Raw genomic sequence first — 21,441 nt, 5'->3', positions numbered from 1 at the left:
CGAGGCAACGCGGCCCTCGGATCGAAACGCGATTCGTCAGGTTTGCCGTCCGTCAGCGTTAGTCAGAGCCCCCGAGCTTTATAGAAGAGCGCGCCGTTTCGGGGTGGAACGCGACAGCCTTATTACCCTCGATTCCGAACGGCGGTTTCGACCAGAGGCTCAATGTCCTTTTCAAATCTCGGACTATCCGAAAAAGTCCTCGCCGCAGTGGCGGCCACCGGTTATACCAATCCCACCCCCATCCAGGAACAGGCGATCCCTCACGTCCTCGCACGCAAGGACGTGCTGGGAATCGCCCAGACCGGCACCGGCAAGACCGCGGCCTTCGTGCTGCCGATGCTTACCATCCTCGAGAAGGGCCGAGCCCGGGCGCGCATGCCGCGCACCCTGATCCTCGAGCCGACCCGCGAGCTTGCGGCCCAGGTGAAGGAAAACTTCGACCGCTACGGCGCCGGCCAGAAACTCAACGTCGCCCTCCTGATCGGCGGCGTCTCCTTCGGCGACCAGGATGCCAAGCTGATGCGCGGCGTCGACGTGCTGATCGCAACCCCCGGCCGCCTGCTCGACCACACCGAGCGCGGCGGCCTGCTGCTCACCGGCGTCGAACTGCTCGTCATCGACGAGGCCGACCGCATGCTGGACATGGGCTTCATTCCCGACATCGAGCGCGTCTGCAAGCTCGTCCCGTTCACGCGGCAGACCCTGTTCTTCACCGCGACCATGCCGCCGGAAATCCGGCGCATCACCGAAGCCTTCCTGCACAATCCGCAGAAGATCGAGGTCTCCAGGCCCGCCACCACCGCCGTCACCGTCACGCAAGCCCAGGTGCCTGCCGGACGCGAGGCGCACGAGAAGCGCGAGCTGCTTCGCCGCCTGCTGCGGGAGGCCAAGGACCTCAAGAACGCGATCATCTTCTGCAATCGCAAGCGCGAGGTCGCCATCGTTCACAAGTCGCTTCAGAAGCACGGCTTCAGCGTCGGCGCGCTGCACGGCGACATGGACCAGTCGGCCCGCACGGCGGCACTCGAACAGTTCCGAAAGGGTGAGCTGCCGCTGCTCGTCGCCTCCGACGTCGCCGCCCGCGGCCTCGACATTCCCGAGGTCAGCCACGTCTTCAATTTCGACGTTCCCCATCACGCCGACGACTACGTTCATCGGATCGGCCGCACGGGCCGCGCGGGCCGCACCGGCACCGCGATCTCGATCGTGACACCGCTCGACAGCAAGTCGATGGCCGCGATCGAGAAGCTGATCGGCCAGCAGATTCCGCGCACCGAGGGCGACTACACCGTTCACAGCGAAGCCTCTGACGAGGATGCCGCGCCGCGCCGCTCGCGTGGCCGCGAAGGTTCGCGCGATGGTGCCCGCGGCGGCCGCAAGCCGCGCCGTGAGCGCGAAGCGCGCCACGGTGAGCGCGAGGCGCGCCACGGTGAACGCGAGCCGCGCGAAGCGCGTCACGAGCGGGAGCCCCGCGAGGAGCGCGCAGCGAAGCCGGAGCGTGAACCGCGCCACGGCCGCAATTCGGCTCCGCAAGCCGCTCCGTCGCACGTGCCGTCGATCGGGCGTGCCGAGCCACGGCGACCGCAGCGCGAGGTGGACCACGAGCCCGCCGATCATTCGCACCTGCCCGCCTTCCTGCTGCGACCTGTGCGCGCACGCGCATAAGGCCTGCTCCGATGCCGCCGCGCCAGCGGCGGTAGTCCAGCCAATCTCCGTTGCCACCCGCGACCGGCGCACGCGCTGATCCCCAGCGTTTGAAGCAAATGCGCGCAGTTTGCGCATCGCAATCGCGAACAAACGAAAAGCGCCCGAAAGTGGCGCTCAAGGCGGACAAAGATCGGGCGCGCCGCATGGTCGTTGCAGCGGACCTCCCCGTAGTTCCACTGTTTACCTTGCCTTCACTCTCGTCCCGTACCCTCGCCCCAATAGTTTAGTCATTGCTGCCGGGTTTAACCGGCATTGCGTGCATTGAGGGCGTGACAGTGGTCAAGCTGCTGGACGAACACGAACGCACGATGGCGTTCGCCGAGGTGGCGCTCGGTCAGATCCGATCGCTTCGACAGACGGCAATTCCCCGCAATTACGAGATCTGGTACGTCTACGCCACCGGCTACAACGCGCCGCTCAACAAGATCATCAACGAGACGCTGGCGCGCAGCGGCAAGCTGACCGAAGCCGATCTCGAGCAGATCTACGAGACCTATCTCTCCCACATCAAGACCACCGACCGCATCGACAAGGTCGGCGCGCGCGTCATCGGCGAGATCGACGACGTGATGAAGGTGATCACCGATGCGCTCGGCGTGTCCGCGACCTATGACGCCAGCCTCGTCGGTGCCAGCGATAAGCTTGCGAGCGCGACCACCCGCGATCACATCAAGGCAATCGTCGATAGCCTGGCAAAATCGACGCGCGAGATGCGCGAGACCAATCAGGCATTGGAGAGCCGGCTCGCGCTGTCGAAGTCGGAGATCAGCGACTTCCAGCAGAGCCTGGAAGCGATCCGCGCCGAGAGCCTGACCGATCCCCTCACCGGCCTCGGCAACCGCAAATATTTCGACCGCATGATCGGCATGGCCGTGCAGAACGCGCTCGCCTCGGGCGAGCCGCTGTCGCTGCTTCTGTTCGACATCGATCACTTCAAGTCGTTCAACGATTCCTACGGCCATCTCACCGGCGACCAGGTGCTGCGGCTCGTCGGCCTTTCGATGAAGCAGACCATCAAGGGCCAGGATATCACCGCACGCTATGGCGGCGAGGAATTCGCGGTCGTGCTGCCCAACACCGCGCTGCGCCAGGCTCTCACGGTCGCCGACCACATCCGTCGCGCCGTGATGGCGAAGGAATTGAAGAAGAAATCGACCGGCGAGATCCTCGGCCGCGTCACCATCTCCGTCGGCGTCTCCATGCTCAAGGAGGGCGACGACACCGACGCGCTGATCGAGCGTGCGGATGCCTGCCTCTACGCCGCCAAGCGCAATGGCCGCAACCGCGTGATCTGCGAAGCCGATCCGGAATACAGCACCGAGATCCAGACCCGCGTGGCGTGACCTGGTCGCTCAACTGCCTCCACCGTCATTGCGAGCGAAGCGAAGCAATCCAGCTAACCGCATATGCGGACCCATGGATTGCTTCGTCGCTATCGCTCCTCGCAATGACGTGGACGGAGGTGGCTGTCTTAGGATGAGGACTTTTTCTTCGGAGCGCGCCTACTCGTCGTCTTGACCGCTTTCTTTGCCGCTCTTTTGGTCGCCGCTTTCTTGCCTGCAGTCTTCTTTGCAGCAGTCTTCTTCGCAGGCGCCTTCGACTTTCGCGCAGCCGCTCGTTTCCTCGGCCGCTTGCGCAGCGCAGCGCGCTGGGCGGCGCCGAGTGCCGACCGTGCCCAGACCGCGAGTTCTTCCGAATCATCGAACAGCCGTGCCGGCAGCTGCCAGTAGGAGTTCACCGTGACGGTCTTCGACCGTGTCTGATATTGGAATGGCCCGCTGCCCTCCGCCTCAAATTGCGGGATGGTCTGCTCGTCGGCACGAAAGTAGAGCCCGGCGCGCAGGGACAGCGCGAAATTGACGCCGGCGGCGGAGATGCCGTAGCCCGAGAACATCTTGCGGATGGTGACGGGGCCGAAATCGGCGAACAGGTCGATCAGGAATTCGCGGTCCATGTGCCCACCGTCATGCCGGCCGAGTGCGCAATTGCGCATGGGGTGCCAGGACCCATACGCCGCAGCCTCTCGATGAGGCAGTATGGGCGACGATCGGATCAACAATCAATGGTGGTGCGCCCGGCGCGCGCGCAACCGGCCGGGACGCCGTCAGACCGTGGCCGGCTTGAGCTGGACCGATTCGCCGCAGCCGCAGGCGGAGACCTGGTTGGGATTGTTGAAGACGAATTGGGCCTGCATCTTGTCGGCCCTGTAGTCCATCTCGGTGCCGAGCAGGAACAGCACGGCCTTGGGATCGACCAGGATCTTGACGCCCTTGTCCTCGACGACCTCGTCGGTCGGCCGGATCTCGTGGGCGTATTCGACCGTGTAGGACTGACCGGCACAGCCGCCATTCTTCACGCCGACGCGGAGCCCGACGATCTCGGAATCGGCGCGCTTGGTCAGCTCGGTGATCCGCTCCGCGGCGGCATCGGTCAGTTTCATGACCTGCGGGCGCGGCCGCTTCGGTTTGGCTGGGGTCGGTGAAGCTTGCGTCATGTCACTCATGTGGTCAGTCCCAGCGGCAAATCAATTGCCGGTCTTCTTGAGCCTAAGTCCAATCCGTAAAGGTTCTGACTTGATCAGAACCTTTACCTCTTGTTCTGACGCGTTTTCTTGACGCGAACCGGCATCCACTTCGCTCGAAAACGCTGTGACACATCACCACATATTGAGGACGAGGCGTGCCTCGTCCGACATCCGGTCCGGCGTCCAGGCCGGATCCCACACCAGATTGACGTTGACGACGCCGACGCCAGGGACGCTGGCGACCGCGTTCTCGACCATGGTCGGCAGTTCGCCGGCGGCCGGACAGTTCGGCGTCGTCAGCGTCATCTGCACGTCGACCGAGCGGTCGTCCTTGATCTCGACCTTGTAGATCAGGCCGAGCTCATAGATGTCGGCCGGAATTTCCGGATCGAACACGGTCTTGAGCCCGGCGATGATCTCGGTGGTCAGACGCTCGGTCTCCTCCGGCGGCAGCGCCGAGGTGGTTTCCATGGTGGCCGTCTTGACTTCGGCTGTATCGGTCATGCGAACAAATCCCGCGCCTTCAACAGCGCATGTGCCAGATGATCGACTTCTTCCCGCGTATTATACATGCCGAACGAGGCCCGGCACGTCGCGGTCACGTTGAACCGCTCTAAAAGCGGCATCACGCAATGGGTGCCGGCGCGCACCGCGATGCCCTGGCGGTCGATCACGGTGGCGACGTCATGGGCATGCGCGCCCTTGAGCTCGAACGAGATCACCGGGCCCTTGCTGCGGGCGGTTCCGATCACGCGCAACGAGTTGATCTCGCGCAGACGCTCCTGCGCATAGGTGAGATCGTGCTCGTGCGCAGCGATCCTCTCCTTGCCGATCGAATTGACGTAGTCGATGGCGGCGCCAAGGCCGACGGCCTCGACGATGGGCGGGGTGCCGGCTTCGAACTTGTGCGGAGGATCGCCATAGGTGACCCAGTCCTTGGCCACCTCGCGGATCATCTCGCCGCCGCCGTTGAAGGGCGGCATGGCTGCCAGATGCTCGTACTTGCCGTAGAGCGCGCCGATGCCGGTCGGCCCGTACACCTTGTGGCCGGTGAAGACATAGAAGTCGCAGCCGATGTCCTGGACGTCGACCGGCAGATGCACCGCGCCCTGGCTGCCGTCGACGAGCACGGGAATGCCGCGGGCATGCGCCAGCCGGATCACGTCCTTGACCGGCACGATGGTGCCGAGCGCGTTCGACATCTGCGTGATCGCAACCAGCTTGGTCTTCGGCGTCAGGAGCTTCTCGAACTCGTCGATCAGGAAATTGCCCTCGTCGTCGACCGGCGCCCATTTGATCACGGCACCCTGGCGTTCCCTGAGGAAATGCCACGGCACGATGTTGGAGTGGTGCTCCATGATCGAGAGGACGATCTCGTCGCCCTCTTTGATATTCGGCCCACCCCACGAGGACGCGACCAGGTTGATCGCCTCCGTCGCGTTGCGGGTGAAGATCACTTCTTCGGTGCGCGGCGCGTTGATGAACTGCGCGACCTTGGTGCGGGCGCCTTCATAGGCCTCGGTCGCGGCATTGGCGAGGTAATGCAGGCCGCGATGCACGTTGGCGTATTCGCTGGTGTAGGCCTGCGTCATGCGGTCGAGCACCGCATTCGGCTTCTGGGCCGAGGCCGCGTTGTCGAGATAGACCAGCTTCTTGCCGTAGACCTGCAATGCGAGCGCCGGGAAATCCTCGCGCACGCGCGCGACGTCATAACTGCCGTTGGCGACCGCCTTGTGCATGCTCACGCCCTCGCCTGAAGCCAGCGCTGCGCGGCGGCAATTGCGACCTCGCGCAACTCGTCGCTGGCGATGGTCTCGATCACCTCGCCGACGAAGGCCTGGATCAGCAGCGCCTCGGCTTCCTTCTCGGGCAGTCCGCGGGCGCGCATGTAGAACAGCAAACTCTCGTCCAGCGCGCCGGCGGTGGCGCCGTGGCCGCAGGAGACGTCGTCGGCGAAGATCTCGAGCTCGGGCTTGTTGTCCGCCTCGGCTTCGTCCGAGAGCAGCAGCGCGCGCGTCATCATCTTGCCGTCGGTCTTCTGCGCGTCGGGACGGACGATGATGCGGCCCTGGAACACCGAATGGGCGCGATCGTCGATCACGGCGCGGAAGATCTCGCGGCTGACGCAGTTCGGCACGGCATGATCCATGAACAGCGTGGTGTCGGCGTGCTGCTTGCCGTTGATCAGATTGACGCCGTTGGTCTCGACCGTCGAACCTTCGCCGGCGCAGGTCACCGTCAGCTGGTAGCGGCTGACATGCCCGCCCGAGGTCAGGCCGAAGGTGTTGAAATGGACATGCGCGCCGAGCGAAACCGTCGCCGAGGAAATGTTGAAGGCATCGACGCTGTCTTCGACGAGGCGCACGTGATCGAGCCGTGAATTGTCACCGATCGCAACAACCAGTCCGTCATGGGTCTGGTAGGCCTTGGCGCCGTCGGCAGCGAGATAGCTCTCCACCAGCGTCACGCCTGCATCGCGGCCGAGCCGGAGCAGCGACCGCGTGAACGTCGAGGCCGGCGCAGTGCCGGATGCGACATGCACGATGTGCAGCGGCTGGGTCAGTACCGTGCCGTCAGCGACGTCGATGACGACCCCGTCGGTCGCCATCGCGCCATTCAGCGCGATCATGGGGTTGGCGACATCGGACGCGAGAGCCTGTGTCGCGACGATCTCGTCGCCGGCTTCCAGCGCGAGGCGCAGCGGATTAATCGAGAGCCCATTCTCCAGATCCTGCCAATCGGAGAGATCAGGCGCGAATGCGCCGTCGACCAGCACCAGGCGCCGGACGCCTTCGATCGCGCGGGCCTGTACGACAGCCCTGGCGCGGCTCAGCGCGGCATCATCCGGGGACGCCGCGAGCGGCAGCACTTCGCGCACCAGCGCGCGCAGGTCGGTGTATTTCCATTCCTCGATCCGGCGATGCGGCAGGCCTGATCGTTCATAAGCCTCGAAGGCCTGGCGCCGCTGATCGGCGATCTTGCCCTCGCCCGGCAGACGGTCGCGCACGACGGCGAATGCATCGCCCAGCGCACGCCCGGTCTCGGTCTTTGCAACAACGTTCATCACAAAACCCGTGTTTGTCAGGCAGCGTCTTCGAACTGGGCGTAGCCGGACGCCTCCAGTTCCAGCGCCAGCTCCTTGCCGCCGCTCTTCACGACGCGGCCTCTCGACATCACGTGCACGACGTCGGGCACGATGTAGTTCAGCAGCCGCTGATAGTGGGTGATCACGACCATCGCGCGCTTCGGCGACCGCAGCGCATTGACGCCGTCGGCCGCAATGCGCAGCGCGTCGATGTCGAGGCCGGAATCCATCTCATCGAGGATGCACAGGCTCGGCTCGAACAGCGCCATCTGGAGCATCTCGTTGCGCTTCTTCTCGCCGCCGGAGAAGCCGACATTGACGCCGCGCTTGAGCATGTCCTGCGGGATGTTCAGCGACTTCGAGACCTCGCGGACCTTCTTCAGGAAGTCGGGTGTCGAATATTCGCTCTCGCCGCGCGCCTTGCGCTGGGCGTTGAGCGCGGTGCGCAGGAAGGTCATGGTGGCAACGCCGGGAATCTCGACCGGATACTGGAACGCCAGGAACACGCCCTTCGCGGCGCGCTCGTCCGGCGCCATCTCCAGGAGGTCCTCGCCCTTGAACAGGATTTGGCCGTCGGTGACCTCATAGCCGGGCTTGCCGGCGATGACGTGCGAGAGCGTCGACTTGCCGGAGCCGTTCGGCCCCATGATCGCATGCACCTCGCCTTCATTCACGGTCAGCGTCAGCCCGTGGAGGATCTCACGCTCCTCGACACGAACCTTGAGGTCTTTCACTTCAAGCAAAGCCATCTGATTTTTCCTGAGCATCACCCCGAGGCGCGTCGGCCGCGCCGTTAGCGGGATGGATTAGCCAACCGAACCTTCAAGGCAGATCGAGATCAGCTTCTGCGCCTCTACCGCGAACTCCATCGGCAGCTGCTGCAGCACGTCCTTGACGAAGCCATTGACGACGAGGCCGACGGCCTCTTCCTGGCTGAGCCCGCGCTGGATGCAGTAGAACAGCACGTCCTCGGAGATCTTGGACGTCGTCGCCTCGTGCTCGAACGTCGCCGACGAGTTCTTGGCCTCGATATACGGCACGGTGTGCGCGCCGCATTTGTCGCCGATCAGCAGCGAATCGCAGGCCGTGAAGTTGCGCGCGCCGGTCGCCTTGCGGTGCGCCGTGACGAGGCCGCGATAGGTGTTCTGCGACTTGCCGGCGGCGATGCCCTTGGAGATGATCCGGCTCGTCGTGTTCTTGCCGAGATGGATCATCTTGGTGCCGCTATCGACCTGCTGATAGCCGTTCGAGATCGCGATCGAGTAGAACTCGCCGCGGGAATTGTCGCCGCGCAGGATGCAGCTCGGATATTTCCAGGTGATCGCCGATCCCGTCTCGACCTGGGTCCACGAGATCTTGGAATTGTTGCCACGGCAGTCGCCACGCTTGGTGACGAAATTGTAGATGCCGCCCTTGCCTTCCGAATTGCCCGGGTACCAGTTCTGCACCGTCGAATATTTGATCTCGGCATCGTCATGGGCGACGAGCTCGACCACGGCCGCATGCAGCTGGTTCTCGTCGCGCTGCGGCGCGGTGCAGCCTTCGAGATAGGAGACGTAGGCGCCCTTGTCGGCGATGATCAGCGTGCGCTCGAACTGGCCGGTGTTGCGCTCGTTGATGCGGAAATAGGTCGACAGCTCCATCGGGCAGCGCACACCCGGCGGCACGTAGACGAACGAGCCGTCGGAGAACACCGCCGAGTTCAGCGTCGCGTAGAAATTGTCCGAGGTCGGCACCACCGAGCCCAGATATTTCTGCACCAGTTCAGGATGCTCGCGGATCGCCTCCGAGATCGGCATGAAGATCACGCCGGCCTTCTTCAGCTCCGCCTTGAACGTGGTTGCAACCGAGACGGAGTCGAACACGGCATCGACCGCGATCTTGCGGTTCGGCGTCTGCTCACCACCAGGCGGCGGCTCGACGCCCTCGAGCATGGCGACTTCCCGCAAGGGGATGCCGAGCTTCTCGTAGGTCTTGAGGATCTCCGGATCGATCTCGTCGAGCGAGGAGACCGTCTTCTTCGGCTTCGGCGCCGCGTAATAATAGAGGTCCTGGAAGTCGATCTTGGGATAATCGACGCGGGCCCAGGTCGGCTCGGTCATGGTCAGCCAGCGCCGATAGGCTTCCAGCCGCCACTGCAGCATCCAGGCGGGCTCGTTCTTCTTCTCGGAGATGAACTTGACGGTTTCTTCCGACAGACCCTTGGGGGCCTTGTCGGACTCGATCAGGGTCTCAAACCCATAACGATACTGGTCGACGTCGATGCGCTTCACGCGCTCGACCGTCTCTTGTACGGCTGGCATTCCATCCTCCGCTCGCGGTTTCAAGGACCGCGGTGGATCTCAAGTTCCGAAAATCTCTTACGATGCTTTGGTGACGAAATCCGCTTAGAACAGTTCAAGCTGTGTTTCGTCGCTCCCCCTTAACTAAGGTATCGGCGAGCTTTCGCCAAGCCTTGAGGGTCAAATCCACGTCTGTCTCCGTGGTAGACCAGCCAAGACTGAGCCGCACCGCTCCCTGGGACACCTCCGAACGGTATCCCATTGCCTCTAACACGTGGGACGGCTGGACCTTGCCCGACGAACAGGCGGAACCGGACGAGACCGCGATTCCCCCAAGGTCGAACCCGATGACCGCCGTCTCGGCCTTTATTCCGGGCGCCGTGAACAGGACGGTATTTGGCAACCGCTTGACGTCATCGGAGAACACCAGCACGTCCGGCGTCTGCCGCAGCCCGTGCTCGAGCCGGTCGCGCAGTCCCCTGACGCGGGCCGCGTCGGCTTGCAGCGCCGTCATCGCCGCCTTGGCGGCCGCACCGAACCCGGCGATGCCGGCGATATTCTCGGTCCCTGCCCGCCGCCCGAGCTCCTGCCCGCCGCCGCGCAGAAACGCCTCCAGACCCTCGACGCCCTCGGCGAGCACCAGCGCGCCTGCACCCTTCGGTCCGCCGATCTTGTGCGCCGACAGCGTCACGAGGTCGGCCTGCGTCGAGGCCAGATCGAACGGGATCTTGCCGAACGCCTGGATCGCATCGACATGCAGCAGCCCGCCAGACGCATGGACGATTTCGGCGACATCAGCCACCGGCTGAATGGCACCGGTCTCGTTGTTCGCCAGCATCACCGAGACCAGAGCCGGCGGACCATCGGCCAGCAGTGCGCGCAGATGGTTGAGATCGATCACACCGACCCGCGTGACATGGATTGCGGAGGTCGCCTCCGTCGCAAACCGACCGCCCGCGAGCACGGACGCGTGCTCGATCGCCGACACCAGGAGCCGCTGCACCGGCGCGCCCGCGGCGCGGCGCAATCCCGGCGTCAGTGCGAGCGCATTGGCTTCGGTCCCACCGGAGAGAAACACCACGTCCTGCGGCCGGCCGCCGACCGCCTTCGCCACGGCATTGCGGGCATCCTCAACGAGCCGTCGCGCCCGCCGTCCCTCGCTGTGCACCGAGGATGGGTTGCCGATCAACTCCCATGCCGCAGCCATCGCCGCCTTCGCCTCCTGGCGAAGCGGCGTGGTGGCATTCCAGTCGAGATAGACGCGATCGGCCATGGAGCTATCCGCGGCAACCACCGTGGTTGCGGCCTTCACTGCGAGATAACGACAGTTGACGACCGAGACCAGATCAGACGTCACCGGCACGGGAGATTTTTCACTCGCGCCAGGAGCCTTGCTGCCGCGAGACACGACGTTCGCGGTCCCCCAAGCGCGATAGCATGATGAGAAACTTCAGGTAGCCTTCGAAGCAATCCGGCGTGTCGATCCGGATCGCCGCCGACGCACTGGCTGCGCGCGCGGATTCGCGACCGCCAAGCGGCACAATTTCCTTGATTTTTGCCCCTTGCGTCATGCTAGAAGGCCTCCAGCGTGCCGCGCGGCGGTGCCTGCGCCGATTTCATCACGAGCTGCTCTGTTCGCGAACCGTCGCTGAAGATGGCTCCAACCGGTTGATTGATCGACGTCAATCAAGGGAACGCGGCAATCAAGGGAACACAATGCCTGAAGTCATTTTTACCGGCCCTGCGGGCCGTCTCGAAGGCCGCTATCACCCGGCCAAGCAGAAGAACGCGCCGATCGCGATGATCCTGCATCCGCATCCGCAGTTCCACGGCACGATGAACCATCAGATCGTGTACCAGTGCTACTACGCCTTCGCGCATCGCGGCTTCTCGGTGCTGCGCTTCAATTTCCGCGGCGTCGGCCGCAGCCAGGGCTCGTTCGACCACGGCACCGGCGAATTGTCGGATGCAGCCGCCGCGCTCGACTGGGCGCAGACCATCAATCCCGAAGCGCGCGCCTGCTGGGTCGCCGGCTTCTCCTTCGGCGCCTGGATCGGCATGCAGCTCCTGATGCGCCGCCCCGAGGTCGAAGGCTTCATCTCGATCGCGCCGCCCGCGAACCTCTACGACTTCTCGTTCCTCGCGCCCTGCCCGTCGTCGGGCCTGATCGTGCATGGCGAGAAGGACGCGGTGGTGCCGCCCAAGGACGTCAACACGCTGGTCGAGAAGCTGAAGACGCAGAAGGGCATCGTGATCGACCAGCAGATCATCCCCGGCGCCAACCATTTCTTCGACGCCAAGCTCGAGCCGCTGATGGAGACCATCACGGCCTATCTCGACATGCGTCTCGCCAACGTGCGGTGAACCGCGCTGCTGTATTTGTAGCCCGGATGAAGCGCAGCGAAATCCGGGATCACTGTCTCCGCGGGCTTCGCTCCATCCGGGCTACGGATTCCACGTAGCCCGCATGAGCGAAGCGACATGCGGGTCGCGGCCGACAAGAACCCGGATATCGCTGCGCTCATCCAGGCTACGGTCCCTCCTCTACGGTCCCTACTCTCATTCCGGCGCCAGCTTCAACGCCGCAATCCCGACCAGCACCAGCGCAATCCCCGCGACCTTCATCGGGTTGAGCGCCTCGTTGAACAGCAGCACGCCCATGGCGAGCGTGCCGGCCGCGCCGATGCCGGTCCACACCGTGTAGGCGACGCCGACGCCGAGCACCTGCAGCGCGCGTCCGAGCAGGAACACGAACGCAGCCAGCAGCAGCAGCGAGACCAGCGTCCAGCCGAGCCGTGTATAGCCTTCGGCATATTTCATCGAAATCGCCCAGCCGACGTCCAGCAGGCCGGCGACCACGAGCGCGATCCAGGCAACCGAATGCGACATGGCTTACGCGGCAAGCTTCAGCATATGCGCGCGGTGGCCGACCAGGAACGCATGCAGCAGCGCCGGATAGTCAGGCGACACCGCGCTGCGTACGCTCGGCCGCTGCGCCAGCGCGCTGCGGCAGGCGCGAAGTTTTGGCGTGTGGGTGAAAACAGCGAGATCGGTCAACTGGTCGAACAAATCGAAATAGCGGAAGATCGGCGCGAACGCCGCATCCACCAGACTGAAATTCTGGCCGGCGAAGAACGGACCGGCGCCGAGCGCGGCCTCGACGCGCGCAAATTTCGCAACGAGCGCCTGACGCTTGCTTTCGAATGTCGTCGGATCGGTCGTCGTCTCCAGGCCCCAGAGATCGCCAAGGATCGCCGAGCCGAACTCCATCCAGGCGCGGTGCTCGGCACGCTTCAACGGATCCGCGGGATGCAGCTTCGCGCCGCCTTGCGTTTCCTCGATGTACTCGCAGATCACGTTGCTCTCGAACAGCGCGACCTCGCCCTGCTCCGTCGTCACCACCAGCACCGGCACCTTGCCAAGCGGCGAAAGCTTCAAGAACCAGTCGGGCTTGCTGGCGAGATCGATGTCGATCCGCGCGAACGGCACGCCCTTCTCCTCGAGCGCGATCACGGCGCGCTGCACGTAGGGACAAAGCTTGTGGCTGATCAATTTCAGGGCGGCCATGACGAACCTCGCGTTCAATGCAACTGCATCGAATTAAATGCAATGGCATGGAACTGTCAAGGTAGATGCATTTGCATCTAAATCACGGTCGCGCGATAATGCCCCCTGTCATCGGGATCGGCACTCCCGTGGTGGCGGGGTAGCTCAACGGCAGGCCCTTCATGCCGCGCGCGGCAAGGAAGCCGAACGCCTGCGCCTCGATCGCATCCGCCGCCCAGCCGAGCGCCTCGGCCGGCTCGACGGTCGCCGGCGCCAGGCGCTCGCGCAGCATCCGCAGCATTGTGAGGTTGGAGGCGCCACCGCCGCAGATGATCCAGTTTTTCGGCCGTTTCGGCAGCAGCGGCACGATGCGGGCGATCGCCGCCGCGGTGAAGGCGGTCAGCGTCGCGGCACCGTCGGCCGGAGCGACGTCGCCGAGCCTCAGGGCGGCAAAATCGTTGCGGTCGAGCGATTTCGGCGGCGGCAGCGCAAAGAACGGCAGCTCCAGCGCCCGCGCAATCCAGGCTTCGTCGGGCCTGCCCAGCGCGGCGAACTTGCCGGCGGTGTCGAACGGCTGATGCATCTGACGGTACATGAAATCGTCCAGCAGCGCATTGCCCGGGCCGGTGTCACAGGCAATCAGCGCCTCGTTGCCGTCGATATAGGTAACGTTGGAGACGCCGCCGATATTGACCACGACGATCGGCCCCTCGCGCTGCAGCGATTGGACCAGCGCCCGGTGGTAGACCGGCACGAAAGGCGCGCCCTGCCCGCCGGCCTCGACGTCGGCCGCGCGGAAATCATACATGACGGGAATATGGATCGCCCTGGCCAGTGCCGGCCCATCGCCGATCTGCACCGTCAGCCGCTTCTCGGGCCGGTGCAGCACCGTCTGACCATGGAAGCCGACGATGTCGATATCCTGGGCCGAGATCCGGTGCTGAGCCGTGAAGCTGGCGACCGCCTCGGCATGGGCCGTGGTGACGGCCTGCTCGGCCTGCCGCAAAATCCCCGGCCGGGCGTCGCGCCGCGACAGGTGGACCGCCTCAGTCAGCGCCTGGCGCAGCAGGCTGCGCTCGCCTTCGGTATAAGGCCGATAGCCCGAGGGCCCGAAGGCCTTGATCTGACGGCCGTCGGTTTCGATCAGCGCGACATCCACCCCGTCCAGCGAGGTGCCGCTCATCAGACCGAGTGCCGTCAACATCATGCTGGAAGCGCCCCAGCCGGGAACCCCCGGCTTGTCTCAAACAAGTACATCCTATAATGCCACTGCACGTCCGCCTGCGGCAGCCTCAAGCATCAAGGTTCCGCAAATAGATGCAAAAACAGTAAACCAAGAATTGTCAGGCACGCCGACAGATGACTGCATTTAAATCGGATTTCCTCAATATCCTGCAGGAACGAGGATTCATCCACCAGTGCTCCGATTTCGAGGGGTTGGATGCGCTCGCCGCCAAGGGCGAGGCCATCGCCTATGTCGGCTACGATTGCACCGCCCGCTCGCTGCACATCGGCAATTACCTGACCATGATGATGCTGCACTGGCTCCAGCAGTCCGGCAACAAGCCGATCACGCTGATGGGCGGCGGTACCACCATGGTGGGCGACCCCTCCGGCAAGGACGAGACGCGCGCGATGCGGACCGTCGCCGAGATCGAGGCCAACAAGGAATCGATCCGCGGCGTGTTCGCAAAGGTGCTGCATTATGGCGAGGGGCCTTCCGACGCCATCATGCTCGACAATGCGGAGTGGCTGACCAGGCTGAACTGGATCGAGATGCTGCGCGATGTCGGCCGGCACTTCTCGGTCAACCGCATGCTGACCATGGACTCCGTGCGGCTGCGTCTCGAGCGCGAGCAGGAGATGAGCTTCATCGAGTTCAACTACATGGTCTGCCAGGCCTACGACTTCGTCGAGCTGGCCAAGCGCACCGGCTGCCGCTTGCAGATGGGCGGCTCGGACCAGTGGGGCAACATCATCATGGGCGTCGATCTCGGCCGCCGCATGGGCACCCACCAGCTGTTCGCGCTGACGACGCCGCTGCTGACGACAGCGTCGGGCGCCAAGATGGGCAAGACCGCGCAAGGCGCGGTGTGGCTCAATGCCGACCAGTTCTCGCCCTATGACTTCTGGCAGTATTGGCGCAACACCGAGGACGCCGACGTCGGCAAGTTCCTGAAGCTGTTCACGACGCTGCCGATCGCCGAGATCAAGAAGCTCGAGGCGCTCGGCGGCGAGATCAACGAGGCCAAGAAGGTGCTCGCGACCGAGGCAACTGCGCTGCTGCATGGCCGCGATGCCGCGAACGAGGCGGCGGAGACCGCGCGCCGCACCTTCGAGGAAGGCGCGCTCGCCGAAAGTCTGCCGACGGTGGAAATTCCGCGTGGCGAATTTGAAGCCGGCGTCGGCGTGCTGGTCGCCTTCGTCAAGGCCGAGCTCGTCGCTTCCAACGGCGAAGCGCGCCGGCAGATCAAGGGCGGCGGCCTTCGCGTCAACGATGCAGCCGTGACCGATGAGAAGATGCTGCTGACTTCGACCAATCTCACGCCGGAAGGCGTGGTGAAACTGTCGCTCGGCAAGAAGCGCCACGTCCTGTTGAAGCCTGCATAGGCGCATTCGCATTTGTCGGTTGTCGGGAGTGCGGAAAGCGCGCTCCCATCTTTCCGATGGACCAGACCACGCCTCCGGACGACACGCTTGCCACGCCGGCGAAGCAGTCCCGCATCGCGCTGAACGTGCTCGCGCTCTGCTTCGTGCTGTCGGTGCTTGGGCGCGGCCTTAGCGACAGCTTCACCGTTTTCCTGAAACCGATCTCGGAAAATTTCGGCTGGGATCGCGCCGCTGTGGTGTCGGTCTACTCGCTGACCTGGCTCGCCAGCGGCCTGACCGCGCCACTGGTCGGACGCCTGTTCGACCGCTCGGGTCCGCGCGTGGTCTATGCGCTGGGCCTGTCGCTGCTCGGTTGCGCCTTCCTCGTCGCCTCGCGCGCGCAAGCGCTCTGGCAATTCCAGCTCAGCGTCGGCCTCTGCGTCGGTTTCGGCACCGCGCTCATCGGCAATGTGCCCAACTCGATCCTGCTCGGCCGCTGGTTCGGACCGCGGCTGCCGACCGCCATGGCGGTGGTCTATTCGGCGACCGGCGCCGGCCTCTTGCTGCTGTTGCCGCTGTCGCAGGTCTTGATCGACCGGATCGGCTGGCGCGAGGCGTATCAGATGTTCGGCATCGGCGCGCTCTGCCTGCTTGTTCCGCTGGTCTTTCTGCCGTGGCGGCTGCTCGCCGGCGGTTCGCCGCATATCGTCAGGAAGGCGGAAAGCAGCTTGGCCGACGAAGGCTGGACGCTGCTCAGCGCGATGCGCCACCACGCCTTCTGGGCGCTGTTCTCCACCTTCTTCTTCACCGCGATCGCGATGTATGCGCTGACCGCGCAGATCGTCGCCTATCTGATCGATGTCGGCTTCCCGCCGCTGCAGGCGGCAACCGCCTGGGGCTTCTCTGGCGTCGTGCTGGTGTTCGGCATGCTCGGCGTCTCCGCGCTCGACGGACTGATCGGACGCCGGCCGTCGGTGCTGCTCAGCTACGCGATCTCGATCCTCGGCATCGTTCTGCTCTGGCTGCTGCAGTACTATCCGAACGTCATCCTGCTCACCGGTTTCGTCGTCTGCTTCGGCAGCATGATGGGCTCCCGCGGGCCGCTGATCACCGCCACCGCGATGAAGATCTTTCGCGGCAAGCGCGTCGGCACCATCTTCGGCACGATCATGATCGGCAGTGGTCTTGGATCGGGGCTAGGCTCATGGGGCGGCGGTCTGATCCACGACTGGACCCACAGCTACAATCCGCTGATCGCCTTCGCGCTGGTCAATGTGGTGCTCGGCTTGATCCCGTTCCTGGTGGTGCCGGCGCTGCGGCGGTGAGCTCGGACGCGTCCGCTTGCCCTGCGGAGGCGATGTGGAATCCGACATGAACGCATGCCGGCCTTGGGCCAACGCCTTTGGGCCGACAGGCGGCATTCGCGAAATGAAACAGGCCGCCAACAGCGGCGGCCCTAGTCGATGGCTCCAATTCCTTGATTGCGAGAACCGACTCGAGCGGCCTTCTAAGCCCGGAAGTCGATCCTCTGGTCCGGTACTGTTAGCCGCAGCGACGAACTCTCCGGACCGATCCGTCGTCACGCTCGATCGTGACGGTGCGGCATCCGCGATATCCGCGATCATACCCGTAGGCGCGATAAGCGGGTCGATCGTAGTCTCGGTAGTAACGGGGCTCCGGGCCAACTCTTACGCCGCCGAGCGGAGTATCAACGGCAACCTGAGCTGACGCGGGTACAATGGAGATCGGCGTGGCCATAGCGAAACCGGCGACCGCCAGTATACCAGCCAATAACAGGGCTCTCATGAGAGTTCCTCCTGAGTTGTTGAATTGCTCTCCAACATCCCAGACAGGGCAAGGTTCCTGCGCGAACGTCATCCGGACGGCGGGTCGCTCGGACTTGGTCGCAGCCTCGGATGAATGCGGACAGGAACCCGCCGCCGCGCGTCAGCGCGCGATCTCGACCGACCTTGAAAGCAGGCGTCGATGAGCGAGCGTTCTAGTTGTTCGTCGTCGGCAGATCGTTCGGGCCGTACTGCTTGAACTCGAAGATCTTCCGGAACAGGCCGGGCGCCATCGCCGAGATCGGATTGACGCGCATCACCGGGGCCGCCGGGGTGCCGACGACCTCGTAGGTCACGCCGATCAGTCCCTCGTTGTTGCCGCCGCCGAGGAAGATGCCGAACAACGGGATCTGGCCGAAGATGTTGTTGACGCCGTACATCGGCACGAAGGTGCCGCTCATGCACACCTGGTTGCCGGGATAGTCGATCCTGCCTTCGATGGTCGCGCCGATGGTCGGTCCCTTGACCACACCGTTGCGGATCGACAGCTGGCCGCTCTGGCGCGTGAATTCGGCGCGCAGCGCGTCGAACCCGATGCCGTTCTGGGTGCTGACCGGCCCGCCGGCAACGGCGCGATCGAGCTGGGTTTCGCCCTTCACCGAGAAGCCGGTGATATTGATGAGCCCCTCCCTTGGGCTTGGCTCAGGGATCGGCGGCTCCATCGCGAGCGTAAGCTGGCCGCCGACCACCTTCGAATAGGTGTCGATGAAGCGCAGGAACGCACCGGCGTCGCTGGTCTGCAGATAGATCACCTCGCGGCCCTGCTGGCGTCCGCGCATATCGACCGTGACGGGGGTGTCGCGGCCGACCTTGCCGCTCAGCGTGAACGCCTTGAAGAACCCGTTGCGGCGCGAGACCTTGGCGTCGACGCTGCGCAGCGCTTCGCCGTTGAATCCTGCGACCGCGCCGAGTTTCAGATCGACATCGAAATCGGTGGTCCTGGTCTTGCTCTTGGGATCGCCGTCGCGGCCTGAGATCGCCGACTTCAGGAAACCGCGGCCGTCGAACACGTCGCCGCGCATGGTCACCTTGATCACGCCGTCGGGACCGCGATCGGCCCGCAGCGATGTCTTGTCGCCTTCCGACGGCGCGTAGGTCGGGAAGTAGGCATTCATGAGGTCGCCGTTCTGGTCGACCTCGAGCGCGCCCTTGATCGACACGCCGGCGCCGTCGATCGAGATGTCCTCGAACCTGGTCGATTGCCCCTTCGGCACCACGTTGAAGGTCGCCTTGCCGGCCCGGCCCTGCGCCTTGACCCAGCCCGGCAGGATGTTGTCGAGCTTGAGCTGGGTCAGGTCGGCTTCGACGCCCATCTTGGTGGTGGGGTTGTCGCCGCTGCCGATCTTGCCGCTCAGCTTGATCGGGATCGCGCCCGAGACCGCGGGACCGAGATCGAATCCCAGGCGCGCGCGGCTGGCATCGTCCAGCGTCGCCTGCAATCGGACGTCCGCGTCGCCCTCGGCCGGCTTGCGATAATCGAGCGAGGCCGCCTGGCCGTTGATCTTGACGTCGCCCTTGACCTGATAGCCGGCATTGCTGGCGATCACCTTCAGCGTGTTGGCTTCGAGCTTCTGGTTCATCACCAGCTTGTCGACGGCAACGCCGGAGATGTCGGCGGTGACCGAGTAGAGCGTATCGGCCTTGGTCAGCTCGCCCTTCACGGGCATGCCGAGATTGATCGTCGCGGTGACGTTGCCCTTGCTGGCGTTGGGATCGATCGGCGGACCGGAGAGATCGCTGAGCCGGTCGGAGGCGAGGATTTCGGCGGCGGCCGGCACCGGACAGTCGACCCGGAACTTGACCTTGGACGGCGACGGCTTCGGCGCCATGTCCGGCACCTCAAAGGTGAAGTCCGATAGCGTGATTTTGCGGCCCGCCGGCGTGTCGGCAATGCCCTGGTTGATGGTCACGGTCGCGGTGCGGCCGGTCACTCTGGCCTTCAGATCCGCGTCATGCACCGCGGGCATCTGATCCACCGGACGCACCGTGACACCCGAGGCGACAATGTTGACCGAGAGGCCGTCATCCGGGATCGGCGGTCCCTTGCGCGACAGGTTGTGCACCGGCGAATTGACGCCGACATCGATACGCTGGAGCGTGCCGCGGTCGATCCGCTCGAGCACCCATTCGCGTACCTCGGGCACGATGATGACCGGCCACATCCGCTTCAGGGCTGAGGCCGACATCGGCGTTCCCGCAAAGCCCAGCGTCAGCCGCGGCTCGCCGGAATAGTCGATGGCACCGGTGCCGGCGACGCCGATCTCGCCATTGCTGATGTCGGCCTGCGTCAGCAGCACGCGCTTCTTGTCGGTGTCGAACCGGAAGCCGATGTTGATGCGATTGAAGATCAACGGCGGTTCGTTCTTGTCGGCGCCGGCCAGCACGATGGTGCCGCCCGACAGGCCGGCCTGCCAGTCGGTGACGTTGTCGTTCGGCGGCTCGAGATGGCCGAGCAGCGTGATGCGGTTGGCGCCCGAGATGACCTTGATCGGCGCCAGCAGCACGCGCCGCCCCGAATCCCATTCCACGCTGATCTCGGCCGAGTCGATGGCCATCGGATAGTCGGGCGTGTCGGTGTCGATGATGTTGCCGGCGCCGACGGCGATCTTGCCGCGGAAGAAGGTCGGCACGCCGTCGCGGCCGAGTTCGCCCTTGAGTTCGCCGGTCAGCGGCAGGTCGGCGGTGTAGGTCAGATCCTTGGTCCGGAGCGCGAGCAGGATGTTCCGGGAGGAAACCTTGTCGGCCTTGATGTCGACCGAGCGCACGCCATTCTGCTGCGGTCCGACCAGCACGCGCACCGACCAGGGTTTCGCGCCCTCCTCGCCGAGGCTGAGCGCGACGCCGCCGCGGCTCGGCCGGCGCAGGCTGAGCGTGATGTTCTCGAACGACCATTTGCTGCCGCGCTGCTGATCGTCGACGACCAGGTTGCCGTTCTTGAGGCCGATCTCGTTGAGGTTCTGGCCGTCGAGGCCGGTCATGCTCAGACTGTCGAGCCAGTCGAGGCCGGCGAGCAGCCCGCTCTGGGCCGAATTGGGCGACGCCGAGGGCTCGGCGGCAGCTGGCGGCGAGGTAACCGGCGGCGGCGGTGCTGCGGGTGTCGGACGCGGAAATGTCGGCGGCATCCCCGCCTCCCGCTTGGACGCGACGCCGGTCGCCAGCGGCTTCGCGGTGTCGCCGGCCGACACGGTGACGGTGCCATCGGGCGCGATGCGGATCGCGAGCTCGGCATCGACGAGATTGAGGCTTTCGGCGCGCAGGTGCCCCATCAAGAGCGCGGTTCCCGACAGGCGCACTTCGGCCTTCGGCGCGCTCGCAACCACCGCATGGTCGCGGTCGCGGACGATGATGTCGCGGATGCGCACCGCGATCCTGACCCGGCCCGCGCGCTCGATCTGGGTGCCGCCGATCTCAACCGTGTTGCCGTGGCCGATGTTGTCCTCGATCGCGGCTGCCAGCCATGGCGTTGCGATGTCCAGATTGATGGGACCGGCGCCGAGCCGCCACCACAGCGCGCCGAAACAGGTCGCGAACATCGCGACCAGCACCACGAGGACCAGTCCGATGCGACGGATCCAGCGCTCGCCGTTCAGCCAGCGCTGCATGCCGGAGCAGAAATCGGTGAAGCGATGCAGGTTGGTGTTGGAACGCGCCAGCAATTGCCGCGCACGGTTGCCCGCCGCCTCATCCTGCTCGTCCCACGCAGCGTCGTCTTCCCATTGCGAGAAGTCAGCCCCGGCGCGCGGATTTGGACCCTGCGGCGACGTGTTCCTTGCCATTGCCTCTCGGTGCTGACGGCGAAGCTGATCGCCGCCATCGGGGCGCCCGTCGATACGTATCGAGCGCTCCTGTGCCGGCATCGCCGCC

Annotated in this window: 18 protein-coding genes; 5 read left to right on the top strand and 13 right to left on the bottom strand. The window is 64.7% G+C overall.

The window, feature by feature from the left end:
- Positions 1-162: 162 nt before the first annotated feature.
- On the top strand, positions 163-1,665 hold the full coding sequence (locus RX327_RS19135) for a DEAD/DEAH box helicase (protein WP_317251145.1): 1,503 nt from the start codon (positions 163-165) through the stop codon (positions 1,663-1,665).
- Between the two features lie 317 nt (positions 1,666-1,982).
- Positions 1,983-3,050: a GGDEF domain-containing protein gene (locus RX327_RS19130; RefSeq protein ID WP_317251284.1), complete on the top strand. Its 1,068-nt coding sequence runs from the start codon at positions 1,983-1,985 to the stop codon at positions 3,048-3,050.
- 128 nt (positions 3,051-3,178) lie between these two features.
- Here RX327_RS19130 and RX327_RS19125 read toward each other — a convergent pair whose 3' ends face one another.
- From RX327_RS19125 to RX327_RS19085, 9 genes are all read right to left on the bottom strand, one after another.
- Positions 3,179-3,661: a TfoX/Sxy family protein gene (locus tag RX327_RS19125; RefSeq protein ID WP_317251144.1), complete on the bottom strand. Its 483-nt coding sequence runs from the start codon at positions 3,659-3,661 to the stop codon at positions 3,179-3,181.
- A gap of 150 nt (positions 3,662-3,811) precedes the next feature.
- Positions 3,812-4,201 carry an iron-sulfur cluster assembly accessory protein gene (locus RX327_RS19120; RefSeq protein ID WP_317251283.1) on the bottom strand — a complete coding sequence of 130 codons (390 nt, stop codon included), beginning with the start codon at positions 4,199-4,201 and terminating at the stop codon, positions 3,812-3,814.
- Positions 4,202-4,363: 162 nt separating this feature from the next.
- A complete protein-coding gene (locus tag RX327_RS19115) occupies positions 4,364-4,735 on the bottom strand; it encodes an SUF system Fe-S cluster assembly protein (RefSeq protein WP_317251143.1) in 372 nt (123 codons plus the stop codon).
- A complete protein-coding gene (locus RX327_RS19110) occupies positions 4,732-5,976 on the bottom strand; it encodes a cysteine desulfurase (protein ID WP_317251142.1) in 1,245 nt (414 codons plus the stop codon). Before RX327_RS19110 ends, RX327_RS19115 begins: the two co-directional genes overlap by 4 nt.
- Positions 5,973-7,295 carry a Fe-S cluster assembly protein SufD gene (gene sufD / locus RX327_RS19105; protein WP_317251140.1) on the bottom strand — a complete coding sequence of 441 codons (1,323 nt, stop codon included), beginning with the start codon at positions 7,293-7,295 and terminating at the stop codon, positions 5,973-5,975. The genes RX327_RS19110 and sufD overlap by 4 nt, the downstream gene beginning before the upstream one ends.
- A 17-nt stretch (positions 7,296-7,312) precedes the next feature.
- Positions 7,313-8,065: a Fe-S cluster assembly ATPase SufC gene (gene sufC / locus RX327_RS19100; protein ID WP_317251138.1), complete on the bottom strand. Its 753-nt coding sequence runs from the start codon at positions 8,063-8,065 to the stop codon at positions 7,313-7,315.
- A 57-nt stretch (positions 8,066-8,122) separates the two neighbouring features.
- Positions 8,123-9,619, bottom strand: coding sequence for a Fe-S cluster assembly protein SufB (sufB, locus tag RX327_RS19095; protein ID WP_317251137.1), 1,497 nt, complete (start codon positions 9,617-9,619; stop codon positions 8,123-8,125).
- Between the two features lie 94 nt (positions 9,620-9,713).
- Positions 9,714-10,871: a cysteine desulfurase family protein gene (locus tag RX327_RS19090; RefSeq protein ID WP_317251282.1), complete on the bottom strand. Its 1,158-nt coding sequence runs from the start codon at positions 10,869-10,871 to the stop codon at positions 9,714-9,716.
- A gap of 100 nt (positions 10,872-10,971) precedes the next feature.
- Entirely contained in the window at positions 10,972-11,169 is a 198-nt protein-coding gene (locus RX327_RS19085) for a hypothetical protein (protein WP_157344967.1), read from the bottom strand.
- 145 nt (positions 11,170-11,314) lie between these two features.
- Between RX327_RS19085 and RX327_RS19080 the strand changes: the two genes are divergently transcribed.
- A complete protein-coding gene (locus RX327_RS19080) occupies positions 11,315-11,962 on the top strand; it encodes an alpha/beta hydrolase (protein ID WP_024337874.1) in 648 nt (215 codons plus the stop codon).
- A 195-nt stretch (positions 11,963-12,157) separates the two neighbouring features.
- Here the strand turns inward: RX327_RS19080 and RX327_RS19075 are convergent, their stop codons facing one another.
- From RX327_RS19075 to RX327_RS19065, 3 genes are all read right to left on the bottom strand, one after another.
- Positions 12,158-12,487: a DMT family transporter gene (locus RX327_RS19075; protein WP_028332217.1), complete on the bottom strand. Its 330-nt coding sequence runs from the start codon at positions 12,485-12,487 to the stop codon at positions 12,158-12,160.
- A gap of 3 nt (positions 12,488-12,490) precedes the next feature.
- A complete protein-coding gene (locus tag RX327_RS19070; RefSeq protein ID WP_317251136.1) occupies positions 12,491-13,165 on the bottom strand; it encodes a glutathione S-transferase family protein in 675 nt (224 codons plus the stop codon).
- An 82-nt stretch (positions 13,166-13,247) separates the two neighbouring features.
- On the bottom strand, positions 13,248-14,351 hold the full coding sequence (locus tag RX327_RS19065) for an anhydro-N-acetylmuramic acid kinase (protein ID WP_317251135.1): 1,104 nt from the start codon (positions 14,349-14,351) through the stop codon (positions 13,248-13,250).
- Between the two features lie 152 nt (positions 14,352-14,503).
- On the opposite strand from RX327_RS19065, the gene tyrS reads away from it, so the two are divergent.
- On the top strand, positions 14,504-15,754 hold the full coding sequence (gene tyrS, locus RX327_RS19060; protein ID WP_317251134.1) for a tyrosine--tRNA ligase: 1,251 nt from the start codon (positions 14,504-14,506) through the stop codon (positions 15,752-15,754).
- Positions 15,755-15,810: 56 nt separating this feature from the next.
- Complete coding sequence (locus RX327_RS19055; RefSeq protein ID WP_317251133.1) at positions 15,811-17,058, top strand: MFS transporter; 1,248 nt, start codon at positions 15,811-15,813, stop codon at positions 17,056-17,058.
- A gap of 674 nt (positions 17,059-17,732) precedes the next feature.
- Here the strand turns inward: RX327_RS19055 and RX327_RS19050 are convergent.
- The gene (locus tag RX327_RS19050; RefSeq protein WP_317251132.1) at positions 17,733-21,434 is read right to left on the bottom strand and encodes a DUF3971 domain-containing protein; all 3,702 of its coding nucleotides are present in this window, start codon (positions 21,432-21,434) and stop codon (positions 17,733-17,735) included.
- Positions 21,435-21,441: the final 7 nt, after the last annotated feature.

Origin of the sequence: Bradyrhizobium sp. BEA-2-5, assembly GCF_032918025.1 — a bacterium.
Lineage (GTDB): Bacteria > Pseudomonadota > Alphaproteobacteria > Rhizobiales > Xanthobacteraceae > Bradyrhizobium > Bradyrhizobium pachyrhizi.
The sequence above is the reverse complement of the archived record's forward strand: the minus strand, read 5'-3'. Positions and strand labels throughout refer to the sequence as shown.